This is a genomic window from Pseudoalteromonas luteoviolacea CPMOR-1 (assembly GCF_001625685.1).
Classification (GTDB): Bacteria; Pseudomonadota; Gammaproteobacteria; order Enterobacterales; family Alteromonadaceae; genus Pseudoalteromonas; species Pseudoalteromonas luteoviolacea_K.
In genome coordinates this window covers 16668-36853 of the sequence record NZ_AUYC01000002.1, presented here as the reverse complement: position 1 = coordinate 36853, position 20186 = coordinate 16668, and the positions used below count along the sequence as shown (strand labels likewise).

Annotated in this window: 17 protein-coding genes; 10 read left to right on the top strand and 7 right to left on the bottom strand. The window is 40.7% G+C overall.

Going from position 1 to position 20186, the window contains the following annotated elements:
- Positions 1 to 57: 57 nt before the first annotated feature.
- Together N473_RS00590 and N473_RS00585 are read right to left on the bottom strand one after the other, a co-directional pair.
- Positions 58 to 3162: an efflux RND transporter permease subunit gene (locus N473_RS00590; protein WP_063366285.1), complete on the bottom strand. Its 3105-nt coding sequence runs from the start codon at positions 3160 to 3162 to the stop codon at positions 58 to 60.
- Positions 3159 to 4331: an efflux RND transporter periplasmic adaptor subunit gene (locus N473_RS00585; protein WP_063366284.1), complete on the bottom strand. Its 1173-nt coding sequence runs from the start codon at positions 4329 to 4331 to the stop codon at positions 3159 to 3161. The genes N473_RS00590 and N473_RS00585 overlap by 4 nt, the downstream gene beginning before the upstream one ends.
- 164 nt (positions 4332 to 4495) lie before the next feature.
- On the opposite strand from N473_RS00585, the gene N473_RS00580 reads away from it, so the two are divergent.
- From N473_RS00580 to N473_RS00555, 6 genes are all read left to right on the top strand, one after another.
- Positions 4496 to 5317 carry a nicotianamine synthase family protein gene (locus N473_RS00580; protein WP_063366283.1) on the top strand — a complete coding sequence of 274 codons (822 nt, stop codon included), beginning with the start codon at positions 4496 to 4498 and terminating at the stop codon, positions 5315 to 5317.
- A gap of 5 nt (positions 5318 to 5322) precedes the next feature.
- Complete coding sequence (locus N473_RS00575) at positions 5323 to 6594, top strand: MDR family MFS transporter (protein ID WP_063366282.1); 1272 nt, start codon at positions 5323 to 5325, stop codon at positions 6592 to 6594.
- A 14-nt stretch (positions 6595 to 6608) separates the two neighbouring features.
- Positions 6609 to 7061: a hypothetical protein gene (locus N473_RS00570; protein WP_039609289.1), complete on the top strand. Its 453-nt coding sequence runs from the start codon at positions 6609 to 6611 to the stop codon at positions 7059 to 7061.
- A gap of 163 nt (positions 7062 to 7224) precedes the next feature.
- Positions 7225 to 7947: an ABC transporter ATP-binding protein gene (locus N473_RS00565; RefSeq protein ID WP_063366281.1), complete on the top strand. Its 723-nt coding sequence runs from the start codon at positions 7225 to 7227 to the stop codon at positions 7945 to 7947.
- 57 nt (positions 7948 to 8004) lie between these two features.
- Positions 8005 to 9447 carry an ABC transporter permease gene (locus tag N473_RS00560; RefSeq protein ID WP_063366280.1) on the top strand — a complete coding sequence of 481 codons (1443 nt, stop codon included), beginning with the start codon at positions 8005 to 8007 and terminating at the stop codon, positions 9445 to 9447.
- Positions 9434 to 10792 carry a DUF3526 domain-containing protein gene (locus N473_RS00555; protein WP_063366279.1) on the top strand — a complete coding sequence of 453 codons (1359 nt, stop codon included), beginning with the start codon at positions 9434 to 9436 and terminating at the stop codon, positions 10790 to 10792. Before N473_RS00560 ends, N473_RS00555 begins: the two co-directional genes overlap by 14 nt.
- Before the next feature lie 284 nt (positions 10793 to 11076).
- Here N473_RS00555 and N473_RS26070 read toward each other — a convergent pair whose 3' ends face one another.
- Complete coding sequence (locus N473_RS26070) at positions 11077 to 11283, bottom strand: hypothetical protein (protein ID WP_155735489.1); 207 nt, start codon at positions 11281 to 11283, stop codon at positions 11077 to 11079.
- A gap of 1159 nt (positions 11284 to 12442) precedes the next feature.
- Between N473_RS26070 and N473_RS00550 the strand changes: the two genes are divergently transcribed.
- Both N473_RS00550 and N473_RS00545 read left to right on the top strand, forming a co-directional pair.
- Positions 12443 to 12790: a hypothetical protein gene (locus tag N473_RS00550; protein ID WP_063366278.1), complete on the top strand. Its 348-nt coding sequence runs from the start codon at positions 12443 to 12445 to the stop codon at positions 12788 to 12790.
- A gap of 210 nt (positions 12791 to 13000) precedes the next feature.
- Complete coding sequence (locus tag N473_RS00545; RefSeq protein WP_063366277.1) at positions 13001 to 13312, top strand: DUF5992 family protein; 312 nt, start codon at positions 13001 to 13003, stop codon at positions 13310 to 13312.
- A gap of 153 nt (positions 13313 to 13465) precedes the next feature.
- On the opposite strand, the gene N473_RS00540 is transcribed toward N473_RS00545, so the two are convergent.
- From N473_RS00540 to N473_RS00525, 4 genes are all read right to left on the bottom strand, one after another.
- Positions 13466 to 15517, bottom strand: a complete 2052-nt coding sequence (locus N473_RS00540) for a tetratricopeptide repeat-containing sensor histidine kinase (RefSeq protein WP_063366276.1) — start codon at positions 15515 to 15517, stop codon at positions 13466 to 13468.
- Positions 15518 to 15683: 166 nt separating this feature from the next.
- On the bottom strand, positions 15684 to 15962 hold the full coding sequence (locus N473_RS00535) for a transcriptional regulator (protein ID WP_063366275.1): 279 nt from the start codon (positions 15960 to 15962) through the stop codon (positions 15684 to 15686).
- Positions 15955 to 16449, bottom strand: coding sequence for a hypothetical protein (locus N473_RS00530; protein ID WP_063366274.1), 495 nt, complete (start codon positions 16447 to 16449; stop codon positions 15955 to 15957). The genes N473_RS00535 and N473_RS00530 overlap by 8 nt, the downstream gene beginning before the upstream one ends.
- A 117-nt stretch (positions 16450 to 16566) precedes the next feature.
- Positions 16567 to 17688 carry an FAD-dependent oxidoreductase gene (locus tag N473_RS00525; protein ID WP_063366273.1) on the bottom strand — a complete coding sequence of 374 codons (1122 nt, stop codon included), beginning with the start codon at positions 17686 to 17688 and terminating at the stop codon, positions 16567 to 16569.
- Between the two features lie 101 nt (positions 17689 to 17789).
- Here N473_RS00525 and N473_RS00520 point away from each other — a divergent pair, with 101 nt between their 5' ends.
- On the top strand, positions 17790 to 18677 hold the full coding sequence (locus tag N473_RS00520) for a LysR family transcriptional regulator (RefSeq protein ID WP_063366272.1): 888 nt from the start codon (positions 17790 to 17792) through the stop codon (positions 18675 to 18677).
- A gap of 733 nt (positions 18678 to 19410) precedes the next feature.
- A complete protein-coding gene (locus tag N473_RS00515; RefSeq protein WP_063366271.1) occupies positions 19411 to 20157 on the top strand; it encodes a type 1 glutamine amidotransferase domain-containing protein in 747 nt (248 codons plus the stop codon).
- Positions 20158 to 20186: the final 29 nt, after the last annotated feature.

Below are 20186 nucleotides of genomic sequence, written 5' to 3'. Positions count from 1 at the left end.
TATTTATTATAAGTCGTACTAAAATGCCTTGGCTAGTCTCCCAGCCAAGGCATTTTTTTATGCGTTTTGAGATTGAAACTGTCGTCTTAGTCCATTCATTATGCCTTTAATATCTTCCAATACCACGTATAAGCATGGCACCATAATTAAAGTGACAATGGTTGCGAAGAGGACCGAGAAACTCAGCGATATCGCCGTTGGAATAACAAATTGCGCCTGAAGACTCGATTCAAACATGATTGGCACTAAACCTAAGAACGTAGTGAGCGATGTTAATAAGATGGCTCTGAAGCGAGACATTCCAGCTTGCACAACAGCAGCTTTAATATCATGACCAGATGTCCGATTTTTATTGATCACATGTGTCATGACCAATGAATCGTTTATGACCACACCGGCAGCGGCGATGATGCCAAAAATAGACATCATGCTCAAGCTGTAGCCTAAAATGAAATGCCCCCACAACGCACCGACAAAAGCAAAAGGGATCACCGACATCACAATAATAGGCTGGATATAGCTTTGTAGCGGCAATGCGAGTAATAAATAGACAACCAATAGTCCAACAATCGCGAAGCTGACAACTTGGCTTTGCTCTTTGCGTTGTTCAAGTAACGCGCCACCAAGTTGTGTCATAAGTCCAGAGTGTGTAGTTTTGAGCTTCGGTAACACGGAGTCTTCAATCAGTGCTGATACATCACGAATGGCTGCTTGCTGTTGGTCAACGTTGGCGCTAATGGTGATCACTTGATGTCCTTGTTCACGCGTGATCACAGAGATCCCTGGTACCTCTATGGTTGTCGCTATGTCGCCAAAGAATACTTGCTCACCATTTTGTAAGGTGATGAGAGTCTGGTCAATTGTACTGACTTGCTCGCGATCAGCTTGTGTGCCTTTGACCATGAAAGTGACTTCTTGACCTTCGCGCATGACACGCTGAACCTCAATGCCATAGTATCGAGCGGACAGCTGTGTAATGACCTCTTTAGCTGTGAGTTGTAGTTGATGTGCTAACGGTTTTAGGTGCACTTGATACTCCGTCTGTGCGCCATCCAGTGAAGAGAAAACACTATGAACACCTTCGATTTCATTGAGCCTATCAATAAAATCTTTGCTGGCTGATTGCAAGGTTGTGATGTCATGTGCAAAGAGTTGGTATTGTAAGTCACCCTTTTCAGCAATATCGATGACGTCAGACTCAATGGTAAATTTTTTAACACCGGGGATAATGGGTAAAGCTGCTCGCCAGCGTCTTGCGAGCTCAAACGTGTCAAATGGTCTATCTTCCTCAGCCACTAAAGGCGTAACGACCTCCGCCTCGGTGAGATGATCAACTCGTGTATACATGGCATCGACCATACTTTTACCGGTTTCAGCTTGAATTTCTTGCTCGACGCGTTTAATCACGTTTTCAATTTGCGCTACGGCATCAAGTGTTTGTGCCTCGGAGACATTGTGATTCATTTGAATATTGATAGACGGGTAGTCGTGGGGAACCTTGGGTACAGGTGTAAAGCGCACTTGCCCGCTTAGCAACAAACTGACAGCAAGAAATAACACACAGATAAACGCAGAAATCACCGCGTAGCGATGATGAATACACTGTTTCAGAAACGGCGCATATCTCTTTTTAAGGCCTAGCTGAAGTGCGTGGTTAAAGCGCATTCGCCAGTGTGTTTGTGGTAACTCTGACATAGGGGTAGAGGCTAAGTGCGCTGGTAAAATGAGTTTTGATTCAATAAGGCTGAAAAGTAAGCACAAAATACACACGCCCGCAATGGCGATAAACTGTCCAGAATTAGGGCCAGTACTAAACATAAACGGCATAAATACCGCGATTGTGGTCAGTACGCCAAATGTGGCTGGCATGGCAACCTTTTGGGTGCCCATGATTACTTGCTGATTAGAGTGGCCGTGCTTTTCTATTTGATCGCAAACACTTTCGCCAATAACGATTGCGTCGTCGACGACGATGCCTAATACCATGATAAAGGCAAACAGTGACACCAAATTCATGGTGACCCCAAAAAATGGCATTAGCCAAAACGCGCCAAGCATGGCCACAGGTAAGCCGAGCATCACCCAGATAGCTAAGCGTGTTCGCAAAAACACAGCCAGCACGATGAAGACCAAAATTGCACCTTGGGTGAGGTTGTTTAGCATCATGTTTAAACGCCCGTCCAAGTAATAGGTCACATCCACAAATTCGTAAATACCGACTTCGTTTGGCAGCGTCTGACGCTTGCGTTCGATGTAGGGTTTTACGGTATCAACCACATCTGTCAGTGACTGCTCTTTTGCCGCCAGCACCATAATATAAAGCGCGCGTTGACCATTAAATCGGCCTTGATTCAGTGACTCTTTAAAACCATCTTTGATGGTAGCAATATCTCTAAGGTACACTTTCTCACCTAAAAGCCCGGTGATAATTGGCACATTAGCGATACCTAGCCCGTTATATTGACGCTTTTCTAACCTCAGGTAAATGTTGCCGCTGGCTGTTTTAATTTGTCCAGCAGACAGATTATCAGATTGGGCTTGCAGTGCCGTGACCACTTGCGCCAGTGTTAAGTTGTACGCTCTTAGTTTATTAGGCTCTATTTCTATTGCCACTTCGTAATCAGGCATGGCAGATAAATCGACATGTGAAATCCCTTTTAGCTGCAATAACTCGTCTCTCATTTCATCACCGAGCTTTTTTAATGCTAGTGGATCATCTAATCCTGACACCACAACGCTAATAGCGCGTTGCCTTTGCACATTTTCGTAAACAAGCAGGGGCTCCATATTGACTGGAAACGTTGCGATACTGTCGAGTTTTAATTTGATTTCATCGAGTCGAGAAGCAACATGTTCATTATTGTGAAGTTGAATCTCGATGTGACCCCGAGAGGGAGAAGCTGTGCTGATCACACGTTTTATACCTACCTGAGGTTTAAGTGCTTGCTCGATTTTGATGAGGATATTTTCTTCGATCTCTTTTGCTGATGCACCAAGTTGCACAGCTCTAATGGTGACTTTATTACTATCAGAAATCGGAAAAGTTTGCCGTTGAATACTGTTGTAACCCAATAAGCCCATACACACAATCAGTAATAGCATTAAGTTGGCGGCAACAGGGTGATTTACAAAATAGCCTATCAGACCTTGTCGCTGGCTCATTGTTTAGCTCCTTTGTCTGCCAATTGCACTGTGACAGCTTGCAGATTTACCTGCATACCCTGTTGCGGGTATTCAGGTAACTGAGTGACTAGCTGGAAATGTGGTTCAAGCGGCGCTGGAAGCAGCACAAAGTCTTGTTCTTTACGAATAATAGGTGCTGAATGTTTTGCTAAAGTTTGGTTTGCATCTAACAGCCATACTGCGTTATTTCTGAGTTGAGCCTGTGGGACTTTAAGGACATTGTTCAGTGTGACACCGTTTACTTTCGCTTCTACAAACTGTCCAAAATATAAAGGGCTCTGCGCTGTGTACAATGCATAGGGGTCATGTATTTTAATCACGTAATACGCCATACGTGTTTGTTCACTGAAGCGACCAAGGTGTCGTGTTAAAGTGCCTGTGCGAAGCGTATCATTGGCACTTACTTGAACATTTTCAAGGGGGAGGGCTGGTAAGAATGCGCGGTCAAAACCTGCTATTGGTACATGGATCTCTCCATAATTTAAATTGATTAGCTGACCGAGTGCCTGTGTTTTAGAGACTACTTGTCCGAGACCCGTTGTGCGACTGGCGATCAACGCATCAAATGGTGCATAGTACTGTGTTCTAGACAAGTTTTTGTTGGCTCTCTCTAGACTTGCTTGTGCTGCTTTTAAACGGGCCTTCGCACTTTCCACTTGTGGTTTTCTTAGTGCTAATGCCGTGCTGTTAGGGTTGTGCGCCCATTCTTTTTTGGCTACAGCGGCTTTCGCCAGTTCTTCTGAGAGGTTTGCTTGTGCAAGTGCGAGGCTAGCTTGTTTATCTTTCACTTCGGTTTCGTAGTCAAACGGGTCAAGCTTTGCCAAGATATCTCCCTTTTTAACTATACCACCTTCAATAAATTTGTCGTTTAGCCATGCAATCTTTCCATTGAGCTCAAATGCGACATCGGTCTTTTCAGCGGGCTGCAAAACGCCAGAGAGTGAAATCTTTGTTTGATAATTAACAATAGTAAGTGGCTGCGCAACGACCTTGGGTCGAGTGTCTAAAGGGGGGGTTAACGCGACTTCTTTTTTACCAAAAATGATCAGGGCTGCACATGCAGAACCGCCTAAAATTAATACAGCAAACAAGACGAGCATGCGGCCTGTATGTGTATGATAATAAGACTTATTTTTATTTGTTGCCATGAAAAAAGACTCTGTCTGTATTTATTTTAATCGTAAACTTTGTGTTGCTGAATTGCCTAAGTTACTAAGCTTAATAAAATTATTCAACGCAATTGGTTTACATCAAGGTTACTTGTACGATATGTTATAACATAAAACAGGGACAATATAGTAAATTCTTAGTTATGAATATTTCGAATCAGGCACTCATTCACGCAACGCAAATTGTGGATGGGTTTCAACATATCAAGTCAATGTCTGCACTTGAAATCACGCCAGACAATATGGCAACTTTCCACCAGTTTTTAGACTTGCTGTCGAACGAGCATGGCAGTGAGTTTGCGAATAATGTGTTAGCCCAGCCGGAGATCCAAGCGATTAAGCCTGGGATCCAACAGCTGTTCAGCCAAGCATCTAGCTTATATGAGCGACATTGGGCACAGCGTATTGTCGACAGCGATGATGCCAAGCACACTTTGAGCGAAGAATATCCATATTACAAACATTACCAACGTGCCACGGGTATGGAGGTTAATGCCATTCATTCATTGGCAGAGTCGCCGGTCAACAAAGTATTGATGGTGGGCTCTGGCGCATTACCATTGACCACTTTGGCATTACACAAAGATGGGCTACAGGTTGATAACCTTGACATCAATGGCCCTGATTTGTCACTTGGTCAGCAGGTGTGTGACGCGCTTTGTCCAGACCATCAGATGATGTTCATTCACAATGATATTTGTGCGCAAGATAACTTAGCGCAATACGATGTAATTTGGCTTGCCGCCCTAGTTGGTGATGAAACACTGAAAGAAAAAATTATCAGCCACTTATTTTCAAAGATGAAGCCTGGTGCGCTATTAGTGGTTCGCACAGCATATAATTTGCGAACACTACTTTACCCAAGTATTGATGAGCAAGGATTGGCACCTTTTCAACTTAAGTTAAAAATTCAAACATACGCGGATAATTTCCACTCGATTTTAATAGCGCATAAGCCTCAATAAAAACTATGTCAATTTTTACTTCTTACTTTAAGTTAACGGCAGAATATCGGTGGATGCTGATTGCTGCATTTGTCTTTAACCTTGGCTTTTATATGTTGATCCCGTTTTTAGCGGGTTACTTAAAACAAGACCTGTTATTGAGCGCAACCTTAGTTGGTGTGGTATTGGGTGTACGTTCATTTTGTCAACAAGGGTTATTTCTTGTTGGTGGCTTGCTTGCCGATTTGTTTGGTGAGAAAAAACTGATTGTTATTGGCTGCTTGTTGCGTTCAGTAGGCTTTTGTCTGTTTTTGTTCTCTGACATAACGGCATTGTTGTTTCTCGCTGCATTCTTAACTGGGTTTGCTGGTGCGCTGTTTACACCCGCGGCGCAAGCTTATTTTTCAAAACAGAATGTGCTAAGCCGAGCGCAAATGTTTTCTTTAGTTGGTGTTGCACGCAATGGAGGAGAACTGCTCGGTCCTGTTTGTGGTGTACTCTTATTGAGTATTAGCTTTGATATTTTATGTATTATTTCAGCGCTACCATTTGCATTATTTGCGCTGGTATTCACCGTTTTGATCCCTGAACATCAGCAAAAAGAAAAATCAGGCAGTGATGCAAAATCATCCGCAACCGCTCAAGGTGGTGGTGTTAAAGCCATGGTGGCTGGGGTATTGAGTAATCGTGCATTTTTAAAGTTTTCGGCGGTGATGGCAGGATATTTTATGTTGATCAATCAGATCTCCTTTGCTATTCCGATGCATATTGTTGAACAGCAGGGAACGGCGAAAGAAGTAGCATGGGTGTTAACCTTGTGTGCTTTGATCTCTATATTTTTACAATTTCCTGTCACCAAGTTATGTGAGCGTTGGTTATCGCCCACTAAATGGATAAGTATTGGTATTGCACTGATGGGATTGTCTTTTGTAACGCTTATACCTCATTGGCCCTATGAGCAAGGTGTACTGTATTACTTACCGCTGAGCTTACTGGCCGTCGTATTTACAGTCGGTACCATGGTGAGTTTTCCGTTCATCATGAGTCAGATCTCTGAATTGGCAAAAGACAAATCAGTTGCCACTCATTATGGCTTTTTCTATCTATTTGCTGGGGTTGGTTTGATAGCAGGTAGTAGTGTTGTTGGTGTTGCATTTGACCTATCAAATATCAGCGAACACTTAGCATGGTATTGCTTAATTTTAATTGGCCTGATCACGGCGCTATTAAATTGGGCATTAAGCACTTCATCGACTCAAGTAGACGAAAGTCAATCAACCAGCCCTTCTACCCATTAAGTAAGGAACATCAAATGATTCACCTCACCCCACAACAACAGCGTGCGTATATGTCTGACTATTTAGAGAATGGTTGGCGTGAAGAGCGTATGTCGTTTAGTTCAGTATCTTTGGAGCCCGGTTATATCGATGGCAGAATTAACGTTGAGCATTTTCAAATGCCAGGAGACGGGCAGTTTCATTTCAGTGCGCAAAGCGCGATGATTTGGATTTCGCAGCTTGGGATCATTTACGGTTGCTGGGATAACCAGCTTACTGAAAAAGCGGGCGAAGTGTATTTACGAGATTTAGACATTAAATTTAAGCGAACAATTAATACCACTGAAGAAGTACGTTTTGAAGGCTTTTTCCCGAAACACTGCAAAAAGCAGTTATCAAAAGATCTTATGTACTACAAAAATGCACAAATTCATGTTGAAGGCGGAGCATTTACTGGGACTGCTAGTTTCCTAGTTCCATTGGGTTAAATGATAAATGTTTCTATTTAATCAACAAGTGTTATGTTATAACTAAGCAATATTGTTAAAGTTACCTATTTTAAGTTCCGCTTAAGCGATGCGTGTGGTATCTGAGGATTAGATACAAATAGACATGCTCGCTAGCGGAATTTTTTAGTATAAGGAGTGTTTTGTGTTAGAAGCCATAAATTTAAAAAAGTCCTTTTCAGATAAACAGGTTATCAATGACCTAAGCTTTAAAGTTGAAGCTGGCCAAATCATGTGCCTTTTGGGAGCAAATGGTGCAGGTAAAAGTACTACTCTGAATATTTTTCTTAATTTTTTACAGCCAGATAGCGGACAGGCTTTCATTGACGGTATTGATGTACACAACAGCGCGGGCTCAAAAGAAAAGCTTGTATATTTACCTGAACAAGTGAACTTATACCAAGAATTCAATGCCATTGATAACTTGAAGTATTTAGCGAGCTTGTCAGATTTATCAGTCACAGAAGCGCAAATCAATGCGGCATTAGACGAAACCGGCCTAGAGCCAAGTGCACGGACTCAATCTTTAAAGAACTACTCTAAAGGTATGCGACAAAAAGTCGGCATTGCGTTTGCGATTATTCGTCAAGCCAAGGTGCTCTTGCTGGATGAGCCTACTTCGGGTCTTGATCCCAGTGCGACTTTAGAGTTTATTCGTATTATCGAGCAACTTGCGCAAAAAGGTGCTGCGATTTTAATGGTAACACATGACTTTTATTGTGCTCACACTTTGGCAGATAAAATCGGGATCATGGACAAAGGTAAATTATTAACTTTACTTGATAATCAGCAACTACCACTCAACGCGCTTGAAAATACTTACCATGAGTTGATCTCAGGAAAAAGCGTGATCCGTGAGGCAAGCTAAGTAGTTGTCGTGATAGTAGGTTAAAAACGACTGTGTTTATACAGGAAATATAATTACATGATTAATCAAAAAGTAATGAAGATATTTCGCCACGAATTAGCCAGTAAGCGTAAAAGCCCTAGCTTGTGGTTGGTCTTCATCATGATCCAATTATTGCTTGCAATCGCCTTATTTACTGGTTGGCAGCAATATCAACATAATGCGCAAACGCAGGCCAAAGCACAGGCACTTGTCGAAGCGCAATGGGAAGCGCAACCGGATCGACACCCACACCGAGTGGCACACTTTGGCCATTTTGCATTTCGTACGCCCAGCGCGTTGAGCTTTTTTGACCTAGGTGTGAACTCTTGGGTTGGTAACAGTATTTTTCTTGAGGCACATAAGCAAAACAGTGCCAATTTTGCCAATGATCAAGACGGTGGTACTTTACTGCGATTCTCTGAACTAAGCAGTGCAAACATCTTACTGACGATTTGGCCATTGCTCATTATTGCGCTGGGTTTTGCCAGCATCAGTGGAGAGCAAAAAAGCGGTACTTTACGTCAGTTGATGTCCATGGGAGTATCATTTAGAGATTTGATCACGGGCAAAAGCCTAAGTTATTTATTATTGTCTGTGGTCTTTATTTTACCTGTATTTGTCTTAGCGCTGGTATTGGCGGCAAGTACAGGCGCTGCATTTTCATCTGAAGCGCCATTGAGGCTCTTGTTATTATTTACGGTTTACGTGCTTTATTGTCTCTTCTGGATCGGCTTAACCTTGTTTGTATCTAGCTTAGTAAAAGCCCCAAAGCAAGCCTTGGTGTTGTTGACTTCGATTTGGTTTATATTGACTATCTTGATGCCACGTATGCTGGCTGAATTTGCTCATAATCAATACCCTCATCAAAAGCGTAATGACTTTGAACTGGCAATTAAACTGGATAATCGCAAAGTCGGAGACAGTCATAACCCTAATGATCCTTATTTTAATAAATTCCGTGAAGATACACTGAAAAAGTATGGCGTAAACACGGTAGAAGAGCTGCCAGTCAACTATAAAGGGTTGGTGATGCAAGAGGGCGAAAAGCTTAATGCCGAGATTTATAAAAAGCATTATGAAAAGCAGCTTGAACAGTTTTCGGCGCAGCAGCGTTTTGTGAGCCAATTTTATTGGCTAAACCCGTATTTGTTTGTCCGCGATTTTTCAATGGCACTGACACGCACAGACACGAGGCACTTTTTAGATTTTGAACAGCAAGCTGAAGCACATCGCTATGCACGTATTCAAAAGCTCAATAAATTGCATACAGAAGAAATAGATCATCATAACGACAGAGATCAGCGCATCGATAAATCATACTGGCAGGAGTTTGAGGCATTTACTTATCAATCTCCAGTACTTGGTTGGTCATTAAGTCCATTTTCATTGGCTTGGTTGCTACCGCTGCTGGTGGTTGCTGTCATGTTTGGTTCTTTAAACTCTAAAGGTATGCAAAGGAGAGTTTATGCTACTGTTTAAGCTTGAGTGTAAGCGACTGTTCTCAGGGGCGATTAATAAACTGGTGTTGTTACTTTTTGTGATAGCTGGTGTATTTGCGATTTACCAAGGCGCTCAAGGGTATAAAACGCTGCGTATCGACCAATACAAATCAAAAATAGTATTTCAAAAAGAGCGAGAACACGTCAATAAAAGGGAAACACTGCCAGCGCCTGGGTCATTGGCATATTATGCCAGTGCGCCGACTGAGTGGAAGTTAAGCCCTTGGGCTGCATTATTTGTGGGTGAAAGCCATTCTTCTATGGTCGCCACTAAGGTGCGTGCAACTGCATTGCAAAGTCAGATTTTTAATCGAGAAATAGTGAACCCTGCACAGCAGCGTACCGGAGGCTTAGATCTGGGTTTTGTCTTGGTGTACTTATTACCTTTGGTGATAGGGATCCTCACTGTCACCTTGATCTCTGATGAGCAGCATGCAGGACGTTGGCGTATGTTAAATGCACTGCCCAAAAGTGCGTTTAGTCAGGTTGCCAAGCAGCTTTTATTACGTTTTTCGGTGATTTGGTTGCTGGTTGTTTTACTACTCGTCAGTGCAGCAATGTTGTTGTCGTTGCCATTTGACGGGGTATTTTGGACGGTGTTGCTTGCAAGTACTTTATACATGATATTTTGGTTTGCCATTGCAGCATTGATTATGAGTTTTGGTAAGAGCAGTGTGTTTAACAGCTTAGCCTATTTAAGCAGTTGGGTTGTTTTAGCTATGTTGATACCAAGTACTGTCCATTTATACCTATCCAATCAATATCAAACAGATGCGCCGCTTGAAATTAGCTTAACACAGCGAGTTACGCTCAATGATGGTTGGGATAAAGATAAGCAACAAACCTTAGACACGTTTTTACAACACGAGCCCAATTGGCAAGATACTGCACCTCTGGGCGAGGCATTTGACTGGAAATGGTATTATGCTCAGCAACATTTGAGTGATGTAGAGGTAGCTCAGTTATGGCAAGCGTATCGCGACAATAATCAAGCACGTCAGCAAACGTTACAAACTTTGAGTGCACTGTCTCCGGCTTTATTCTTTCAGCTTAAATTAAATCAGCTGGCAAATACCAGCAGTGCTGATCAAGCTGACTATCGTTTGCAGGTGGTTGAATATCATCAACAGATCCGTCATTTCTTTTATGACTTTATGTTTTTTGATAAACCAGTCACTAAAACAGATGTTGAAAACTTCCCTTTGTTTGAGGCTAAGCCACTCAATAAAGAAATGAATATTTGGCAAATTTTGATAAGTGCCATAGTCATTTTTGCATTGGCATTCTTTGCGGCTATTCGTCTGAAGCTGCTGCGTCCTATCTAAATTTATAGCCCAAAGGCAGCTATGGCTGCCTTTGCTTTTTTCACCTCATTAGATACCAACTTTTCATCTACTGAAGATATGTACGCTATTGACGTTAATGACAGCCTGTATTAACGGGAAAAACGCCAATCACGGATATACAGATAGCGTGTGGGACAATACGTTTACCAGGCAACTTGTTAGCGAAGATCCCACTAACAAGTTAAGGTCTGTCATTGAAACGACTTCGCTTTGACTAATCTACGCTTTTATATGACTTTAAATTCGCAGTAAGCTCCGCAACTTTATTCGCAATCGAGCTGTATGAGTTTTTTCTTCATGGTCACAAATTTAGAAAAATAAACTGTTTTGTCAGGTACGTTGATATCACTGATATTATCAATTTTGCTATCTAAGTTTTCGAGGAGGGTTAACTGCTCTAACCTAGGGTGATACCGCCAAAGGTCATTAGTCGATGTGGTGATATAGAGCTGCTCCTGATAGGTAAACAATCCACTGACTTCAATCTTATTAAGTAAGGTGATTTCGTGACGTTTAGTATTAATAACGTTATAAGTAGTTTGGTTTTCTACAATAAAAAGCTCACTGTTGTGAGTGAATAGTGTTTTATCTCCTATTTACATACAGGAAAGGAACCTAATTATGTGAATTAGATTAGGGGCCGACAATTTAAAGGAGAAGTGGTGATGGTGTGTCTTATCTTAACTTGTGTGAGCATTCAAATGGTATGAGTGAGCTCTACTAACGAGAGTGAGCTATTTCAACAGGAAGTATAATTATAGGCTAGAATTTTATATGATCTGCTTCCTATAACTATTCAGCTCCCTAGTTATTTTTTGACAATGCAAACTAATATTACCTTTGCTATTAATTTTTTCATGAAGTCATTATTGTTTCCACTGGAAATAGTGATAGGTTGAGAGACTTTTCGCCACGGTTAATCATGAACCAAGCAGACCTATTGGCATCTGTGGCGAAGCCAATAAGAGTCTCAGGTTTTTTAGCGAGAGTTGATCCTATCAATTAATACATCTTCTTCAAACCATAAAAAGTTTGCAAATAAATACCGGTTATAAATCACTATCAGTGAGGGGGTTATAAAGATTGAGGTTTATAAATTATAAGGGAACTGACAAGCTGAAATATATTTTTGATAAATTTAATCATATTCGCCATGCAGATGTAGTGATTTTAATACATAACCTAATTATTTTTATCTATTATAAATCCATATCCAAAGCTATCAAGACGCATTGATACTATAAACGCTTATTACCAAAAAACGTGGCTGCAGCATAGAAAAGTGTGAATCTCATAAGAACAGGCTCTAAGAGAGCATGTTTATCTTATATATAATGTAGGTGTTGAGACTGCTATCAAGGTGCTTTAATGTGATTTTTTACTTTTTGGTTGTGTAAATTTCACAAATAAAATATTTTTATTTGTGTTTTTTAATGGAGTTTAAATCTAGGTTTCTCTTGCTTGAAGTAATTAGGATAATGCGCTTAATCAATGGAAGGGGAGGTTTGGATTTAGAATAATAGGTAGTAAATATTTAATAATTTTTAACGGTTAAGGGTGTTATTATGCGGTCTTGTTTATTAAAATGCGTTATCTTTTTTATAAAATTTAACCTATTAAAGGATGTGTATGTTAAAAAATATTATGCTCATGGGTGCTATTATGCTTTCTTCAACTAGTTTTGCAGGAGATATAGCTTTTGGTAAAGTAACTGGCACTAAAGTTTATAGCTTCAATGATAATAAGTCGATCAAAGTATATTTTGAGCAGGGAGCAACATTGGGGACTCCCGGGTGTAAAGAGCAAGAAAGAGCATTTGGTATTATTACATACAGTAAAAAGTCTGAAGCATCGGTCAGTCATATGCTAAGTGTGATATTGGCAGCTCAGATGGCAAATAAAAAAGTACGAATTTTTTCACAAAGTGAGAATAGCTGTGAAATAGACTTTGTTGGTCTTCAAGATTCATATTATTAATTTGTCATAAAAATCATATTTTCAGCGTTTTAAATCCTATTGGTGTTGCCATATGATTGGCTTTGTGGTATTTGATTTTGGAATTTTAACTTAAATTAACTTAGTTTTAATTTTTTACTAATGCAGCTTTAGGTTTTTAATTTTTGAAATTATACTTCTCTAAATTTTATCAACTTTATAATGTTAAGGATGAATTAACGTGAAAAATTTTTGTTAGCCATCTCTATTGCTTTGTCATTTAACGCTGTTTCGGGTGAATTAGTCAGAGGGGCTAAAATAACTGAGGTTGCGAACACCGGGGCGAATAAAGATAATTTTTATGTGAAAGTATCAGGTGGCACTGGACCATGTGCAAACGGTCAAATTGAGTTTTATGCGAACGCTGCGCCGTCTTCATCTTCGTATGATCAGGCTTTCTCAATTGCATTATCAGCAGCGATGAGCAAGGCGACAGTGAGAATCTATAATTATGATAATGATACTTGCCATGGTGCACAGTTTATTAGTATTTCTGGTTTCTAGCCTTTTAAAGTAAACTTAGAGTTATCACTAGATAGCTGTCAGTATTCGAATCGCCTTACTTATGAGTAGGGCTTTTGGCACCTTTTCAATTTATGTAGCAGCTCCTTTTGGTACATACTATCTTGCATTCTCACCTATTTCATCTAAGTAATTTTAAATTTCCCAGTTCAAATTAGGCGTTATCTCTACGTCACTCGGTTTTTTTGGTACTTTTAAAATAAATTTAGCGCCATTTTCTTGATGTTCATAGCTGATTTCACCATTTAAAACATGGACAACTGAGTTATAAGCGATATTCAGACCCAACCCTAAATTTCCCTCACCGAGCTGGCTTGTATAAAAGGGATCAAACATGTGCTTTTGAATGTCCTCAGAAATACCGACGCCATTGTCTTGATATGTAATTAGTACATAATTACCATCATTTTTGACCTCAATATCAATGTGTTTAGATGATTGCTGTGCAAAACCATGAGCACAAGAGTTGTTGACGAGCTGAGCAATGACCTTTATTAAGGTTTCTGGGTGAGAGTAAATACTTACCGAGTCTCCAGTAATAGAGAGATCTATGTCTTGCTCAACGCTTTGTGAGATGAGTGTATATCTTTGAGTCAAGAAACTCAGAACTTCGAAATGAGATGCTTCGCTAGCGTCTAAATTAGCGGCGATGAGTTTAAATCGAGCTATCATATCAGCGGCTCGACCTGAATTATTCGCAGTGAGCGCCAGCATTTCAGATGCTTCTTCTAAAAATATTTTCAATTGCGTTGCACTTAGGGTTTGATTTGACAGTAGTTTTCTGATTTCTTTAAGTTTTTCCTCAAGACATGACGCTGAAGTAACAACGAGCCCTAAGGGGGTGTTGAGTTGATGAGCCATCCCAGAGACTAAGGTGGTCATGGCAGACATTTTTTCAGCTTCGAGAAGTTGTTTTTGAGTAGACTTTAGGTTGCTGAGTGTATCAGTCAAAGCGATATTTTTGGCTTTTATACGGCGCACAAAAAACCAAGTTAAAAGCCCAACAATAAGCATGGCAATAAGCATGATAATCAACTGCTCCTTAGCTGCTTGAGAGTTGATTCTATGCAAGGTGTTCTCTTGGGTTAGCTTTGCAATATCGCGTTCCTTGATGGCTAAGTTCAATTGAGCTGCGTGAAAAGCAACGCCTATATCTGCTTGGCCTTTCAAAAACTGAATTTTGCTTTGCATAAGTAACACTGATGTGTCGAGTGCACTTTGCAAATCATTGATTTTTTCATAATATTCTACGAGTAATTGATAGGCGTCCGATTTCTCTTTGAGCCTAGTATGTTCATCGCTTAGTTGGATAATGTGATTTAATTGAGTGTCTGTATCTTGGTAATCCTTTTGCAAAAGTTTGATCCTTAGCAGGTCGATGGTCGGCCCTATACTATCAGCAATGGCATTACTGTTTTTACGTATGGTGATTGCGCGCCCTAAATGTTGTTTTGCAAGCTCAAGTTCACTAAGTGCGGTGTAGGTTTTGCCTAGGTTATGATGAGACCAAGAACTGTGATACGTAAACTTGTTTTGTTCTCTAATATTGAGACTTTGCTTATGAAATGCCAGTGCAGTTTGATATTCGCCTAACCCAAAATGCGCTTCCCCGAGGTTGTTCAAGCCGACCGCCATTTGCTGGAGGAGGCCTCTTTGTTTTGCATCCTGATAAAAGCGCTGAAAATAAGATTGAGCATCTTCGAAGCGGTTTAATTTTAAATACACATTACCGATATTGTTTTCAGTTTGTCGCAGAAATAGCTCTGTATCCATTAAGGCTGCAAGTTTGTAGCTTTCCAAGTAGTTTTCAAGGGCTCTTTCATATAGTCCCATACGCGTTAATGCGCCTGCTGTAAGGCTGTAATAACTGTATAAAATGGTTGGATCTGAAACTTCTATGCTCATTTTTTTACATTGTGACAGTGTCGATATCGCACTGTGCATGTCATCGGTTTGAATTTGAAACCAAGCCTTACCATATAACAAACGGATTTTCTGTCTGGTACTGAGTTGTTTATCGAATTTAAACAGGAAGTACTCGGTGGTAGATATCGCTTCTAGGGGGGATTGAGAAGATGCACTACGTATTTCTGCTCTTATCTCTTCAAATTCAGCTTCGGTGAATGATGCTGCGAAGGCATTGAGACTAGCAAACAACAATATCCAAGTAATACAACGAAACAACATCAAACGTTGGCTCTCTAATCAACTACTGAACCCTAAGCATAGCAGGTAAGTCTTTTTTGGCAGTGGTGCATTTGAAGAAAATGAATTTAATAAAAATATTAATTTATAGGTACTTATAATTTATATTAATTTAGCACTGAGCATGACTCAGTGCTTTTCATGGAAATTACGCGATGATCTTTTTTAATGCTGCTACATGAGTATTAAATGCCGCTCTGCCATATTCAGTGAGAGATATCCATGTACAAGGCCGACCTTGATTACTTCGTTTTGACGTAACAATATATTCTGCCTCTTCTAATACTTTCAGTTGCTTTGATAACACGGAGTCACTGACATCTAGCTGCAATTTAATCAGTTTAAAGTCAAGCTCAGCGCTGGTGGCAAGCATGGCACAAATCTGTAAGCGGTTTGGTGCATGGATAATGGGATCTAGCTCACTCATTGGGACGCTCCACATTGACCACTTCGCCCGTCGGATACATTCGTTGTAACCAAACAAGCACACCACCACACATTAGGCCACATACCCAAGGAATAAAATTCAACTCGGTAAATAGGGTAAGCTCTCGGCTTACAACGACCATTACTGCAAAAAATAGTGCGGTATAAATATTGAGTTTTTTACTGGCGTTGGAGCGTGGCAGTATGGCAGGTTTTATGCCTAATAAATGGCAGCGGTATAAGTAAATTACGACAGAAAGCGCAAATACGGCTCCGCCGATGATCATCATTAATGCCCATTGATTTTCATGACGCATCAGGCCGTACCCTGCGATAATCGCTCCATAGCTTAAACCTGTGATGGCGCATAGCCACCCCGGTGGGCGGCTATGTTGAATGGTTTCTTGCTGCGTGGATTGAATGCTTGCAAGGACTTTTGCTGCTGCGTCTTTATCTAATTCTGAGGTGTCATTTTGTGTATTTTTCATTGCTTGTTCTCCTTAACTTTCCACTATGGAAACTAAAATTTAGCCTATACTTTCCATTGTGGCAAGTAATAACTTTCCATAATGGAAAGTTATATGAAAACAGGTTTAATGTGCGAATTACGCAATTACATTAGGAGTGGTTAGGCCTTGCATCCAAAGCGAGCTTAACTTTGCAGGGTCCATTTTTACTGGTTGCTGAGGCATATCTGAGAAGAATTGCTTAGCTAACTGACGACCTATTGTTTGTGCGGTCGTAGTTTTGTTGATTCGCGTTTGGTAAAAGAGACTGAGTGCGTCGGGTATCATTTCATGTTGATTGAGCAAATTGGTCAAATGCCAGATATCTTCGAGTGCTTGACTGGCACCTTGCCCTGAAGTTGGCAGCGATGCATGCGCGGCATCACCGATCAGCACCACATTGTTTTGATGCCAATAAGGGAGCGGATCGAGATCGTGGACAAATACATGATTGCATGTATGAATATCTGCCGTGTTCAATATTGCGTTTATCGTTGCTGGCCAACGTTTAAACTGACATTGTGCTGCGTTAACCCAATGTTTTGTTGTGTAGTTTCGATTTATGTCACAGGCCCAAGCCGCAGCCCAATAACATGTGTTAGCTGTTGCTGGTACAATGCCAAAGCGCATACCAGATCCACGAAACTCCTGAATATAATTGTTTTTTATATTGGCTGAGGTAGTGCTGATGCCAATGATGTTGATAAACCCTTGGTAAATCGGCTCAATTGGTGTTTGAAAAATGGCCGCCCTTGCTTGAGAACGGTTTCTGCCATCGGCACCGACAACAAGGTCAAACTGGTTAGAGAGCTTAGTTATATCTTGGCTATCAACTGGGGTGTTAAAGTGGCACAAGATGTTGAGTTGCTTGACCTGCTTATACAAGCAAAGCATCAAATCTTTGCGTAAAATACTAACACTGGGATAGCCACACTCTTGACTGAGTTGTAATAGGTCTAATTTTGAGTGTACTTGCCCTTGTTGGTTTATTTGCTGGACACCGTAAGGTTGCACGCCAATGGCCGAGATAGCATTCATCAACTTCATTTTATCCAGCACATACATGGCATTAGGCCATAGCGTCACGCCTGCGCCAATTTGTGATATCTCACTGTGTTTTTCAAACACTTCTACATCAAAGCCTTGCTGTGTGGCAAAAATAGCCATGCTTAAGCCTGCGATACCTGCGCCAATAATTGCAATACGTCGAGTATTTTGCATGTTTCATTTCTCCATTTAAATCTTAGCCAGACTTTGACAAATATAACGGGTGGGATAAATTGGCGTTTATGACTTTTATAATCCCAAATTATGAGTGAATTGTGCTAGATAAAGTTGAACTAAAATGGCTAATAAGCTTTGAGGCGGTGTTTGTGCACTTGAGTTTTAAACGAGCATCAGAGCAACTGGCACTGCCAACATCAAATGTCAGTCGTCATATTGCGCTATTGGAGCAGCAACTAAATGTGCGCTTGTTCGAACGCACAACACGAAAAATGCGCCCTACAGAGGCAGGAAAGAAACTCTATGACTCTACTTTTTCGCTGTTGGGATCCTTGCAAAGCGCCTTACAAGAAACATCTTTGCAGACAGATCAAGTTTCGGGGCATCTAAAAATAATGACACCAGATCTACCATTTATTGGAGAAGTACTTGCCAGCTTTGTCGCTAAAAACCCCTTAATTTCATTGAGTTGTGATACGCAGTTGGAGGCGAAAGAGGGGGTTGTTGATGGTTTTGATATTGTGTTGAGTTTTAACCGTGGAAGCTTAGAGGACTCGGGGTGGGTGGCTAAAGAAATAGTCAGATGGCCGAGTTGTATTGTGGCTGCACCAAATTTGCTGGCGCAGTACCCAAAACCAAAAAGTTTACAAGAGCTAAGTGCATTGCCTTGTATAACCACGCTTAGTGTGATGCAAGGCAGCCCTTGGCGTTTTAAGGAGGACTACTTATTAACCGTCCAATCAAGTTATAAAGTAAATAGTGGCAATATTGCCAGAGCTGCAGCGATTCAAGGGCTTGGTTTTGCAATATTGCCTTTCCATGCCTGTGAAAAAGCCATAGAGCAAGGCCAGCTATTAGAGATAAAGTTAGACCGTGAGCCTGAAGATCTTGTATTGAATGCATTTTACTCAGGACGAAAATATCCATTACAGAAAGTAAAAGCGTTTATATCTCACTTGAGTGATTATTTGCGGCACAATGTATGAGCAAACGGGTATTGAGGTTTATGCTCTCTTGTATTGCACAAATCGCCTTATACGCTGTGAGCACTCAGCGTGCCGAAATGTTCTGCTCAATAGTTAGGGGCTTATGTAGTATCAGCCTTTTAATTTCTATCGCTTATGGCTCGAAGCCACAACGAAATACTCGAGTTTCGCGTTGCTCTGTATAGCAATTAGCCTCAATTTTACGTGTACGTGTTTCAGGAGGTGTGTTTCCCCAGTCTTAATTATGCCCTTATAATGCTTGAAGCTTGGGTAACTCGATACGCCATATTTGTATCAGTCACAAATTAAAAAAATGGTACTGCCCAATAATGATCAGGGTCATTCCAAAGGGAAACTGTGGTCACGTTCCCACTATATTTACAGCCTTTAAATGTTTCTGTGCAGGTCTGTGTTTTTTTATCACAGACACGAACATCACGATACACTACTTTCCAATAACCTTGACCTGAAGGGCAATCTGAGCGAGCCGTTTGATTGCCCACAAGTCAAAGTAACGGCTGAATCAGTATGTTCTCTTGCACGATTAATAAACAGTAATACCATGCGTTATCTATAGCTGACCTATAGGGAAGGCGAGAGCAAATTTCTACCCTTTTGGCACCTGCAAAGTGAGCACCCTAAAAATATTTATTAAATTGTGTTATTTCGGTTTAAACCTTTTCGTTTTTATTAGCGTCAAAGCTTAATGTAGTTAAAAATAATAAGGAAAAAAATGAAGTATTTAGTTTCTCTACTGTTGTTATTGTCTAGTTTGCTCTCTTTTGATTCATTGGCTGAAAATAGGAAAAAAGTACTGATTATCACGTCTAATTTGGTACATATGGGAGATCCCGATAAAAGTGATGCAAGAAACAATTTATGGGAAGTGGCACCGCCATACCATGTTTTTGTGAGTCATGGGGTTGATGTTGATTTTGTCTCACCAAAAGGCGGTAAAGTTGAGTTTCAAATGGAAGCATATGGTATTAGTGCTTATACCATGAAATATGAAGGCTTTACCGAAAAAACCAATAATACTTTGCGTCCGTCTCAAATTGACCCAAGTCAATATTGGGGTGTGTACATTGGCGGCGGTTATGGTCCATTGTTTGACGTAGCAAGCAATAAAGATTTGCAAAAAATCATCGCTGATATCTATGAAGCAGGTGGTATTGTTGGTTCAGCAGGACATGGTGCGGGTGCATTTTCGAATGTAAAGTTGTCTTCAGGTGAGTTTATGATCAAAGGCAAAAAAGTCGCGGGATTTCCCAACTCGACTGAGCGACGTAAAAGCTGGGCAAAGCAAGGGACCTTATTGCCATTCTTAGTTGAAGAACAATTAAATAAAAATGGTGCGATTGCGCAAAATAAAACCACAATGAAAGATAAAAAAGCAGTGATAAAAGATGAGCGTATTGTCTCTACGATGTTTATGTACTCTGCTGCGATTGTGGCAAAAGAAATGATGTTGTCGAAGTAATGACCGATATTATAATGCTCAGCATCTAT

What these genes read in the sequence shown, in the direction of transcription:
- N473_RS00590 (WP_063366285.1), bottom strand. Translation starts at nt 3,162, where the DNA reads ATGAGCCAGCGACAAGGTCTGATAGGCTATTTTGTAAATCACCCTGTT.
- N473_RS00585 (WP_063366284.1), bottom strand. Translation starts at nt 4,331, where the DNA reads ATGGCAACAAATAAAAATAAGTCTTATTATCATACACATACAGGCCGC.
- N473_RS00580 (WP_063366283.1), top strand. Translation starts at nt 4,496, where the DNA reads ATGAATATTTCGAATCAGGCACTCATTCACGCAACGCAAATTGTGGAT.
- N473_RS00575 (WP_063366282.1), top strand. Translation starts at nt 5,323, where the DNA reads ATGTCAATTTTTACTTCTTACTTTAAGTTAACGGCAGAATATCGGTGG.
- N473_RS00570 (WP_039609289.1), top strand. Translation starts at nt 6,609, where the DNA reads ATGATTCACCTCACCCCACAACAACAGCGTGCGTATATGTCTGACTAT.
- N473_RS00560 (WP_063366280.1), top strand. Translation starts at nt 8,005, where the DNA reads ATGATTAATCAAAAAGTAATGAAGATATTTCGCCACGAATTAGCCAGT.
- N473_RS00555 (WP_063366279.1), top strand. Translation starts at nt 9,434, where the DNA reads ATGCTACTGTTTAAGCTTGAGTGTAAGCGACTGTTCTCAGGGGCGATT.
- N473_RS00550 (WP_063366278.1), top strand. Translation starts at nt 12,443, where the DNA reads ATGTTAAAAAATATTATGCTCATGGGTGCTATTATGCTTTCTTCAACT.
- N473_RS00540 (WP_063366276.1), bottom strand. Translation starts at nt 15,517, where the DNA reads ATGTTGTTTCGTTGTATTACTTGGATATTGTTGTTTGCTAGTCTCAAT.
- N473_RS00535 (WP_063366275.1), bottom strand. Translation starts at nt 15,962, where the DNA reads ATGAGTGAGCTAGATCCCATTATCCATGCACCAAACCGCTTACAGATT.
- N473_RS00530 (WP_063366274.1), bottom strand. Translation starts at nt 16,449, where the DNA reads ATGAAAAATACACAAAATGACACCTCAGAATTAGATAAAGACGCAGCA.
- N473_RS00525 (WP_063366273.1), bottom strand. Translation starts at nt 17,688, where the DNA reads ATGCAAAATACTCGACGTATTGCAATTATTGGCGCAGGTATCGCAGGC.
- N473_RS00515 (WP_063366271.1), top strand. Translation starts at nt 19,411, where the DNA reads ATGAAGTATTTAGTTTCTCTACTGTTGTTATTGTCTAGTTTGCTCTCT.